The sequence below is a fragment of the Mesorhizobium sp. M2A.F.Ca.ET.037.01.1.1 genome (assembly GCF_003998075.1).
Classification (GTDB): domain Bacteria; phylum Pseudomonadota; class Alphaproteobacteria; order Rhizobiales; family Rhizobiaceae; genus Mesorhizobium.
The window spans coordinates 1-546 of the sequence record NZ_RZSA01001730.1; the positions used below are offsets into that span (position 1 = coordinate 1).

Below are 546 nucleotides of genomic sequence, written 5' to 3' on the forward strand. Positions count from 1 at the left end.
ATCAACAACCGCGCCGAACTTGCCGAGGCGGAAGCGATCTGGCAGGCGCGCCGGCGGCGCGAGGCGATGCTGTCCGGCGTGACGCTGATCGCGCCCGAAACCGTTTATTTCTCGTACGACACCGAGATCGGCGCCGACACGATTGTCGAGCCGAATGTGTGGTTTGGCCTGGGCGTCAAGATTTCCACCGGCGCCACGATCCATGCTTTTAGCCATATGACGGGCGCCACCATCGCAGAGAATTGCGAGGTTGGGCCGTTTGCGCGGCTGCGGCCTGGTGCCGACCTCAGGAAAAAGGCCAAGGTGGGCAATTTCTGCGAGGTCAAGCAGTCGACAGTGGAAGAAGGCGCGAAGGTCAACCACCTGACCTATATCGGCGACGCGCGCGTCGGGGCGGCGGCCAATATCGGCGCCGGCACCATCACCTGCAATTACGACGGCTACTCGAAATTCTTCACCGATATCGGCGAGGGCGCTTTCGTCGGCTCCAATTCCTCGCTGGTGGCGCCGGTCACGATCGGCAAGGGCGGCTATATCGCCTCGGGC

At 62.8% G+C, this 546-nt stretch carries 1 pseudogene; it reads left to right on the forward strand.

Annotated elements, in window-relative coordinates:
- Positions 1-546 (forward strand): annotated as a pseudogene (gene glmU / locus EOA27_RS39485) (bifunctional UDP-N-acetylglucosamine diphosphorylase/glucosamine-1-phosphate N-acetyltransferase GlmU); the annotation flags it as partial.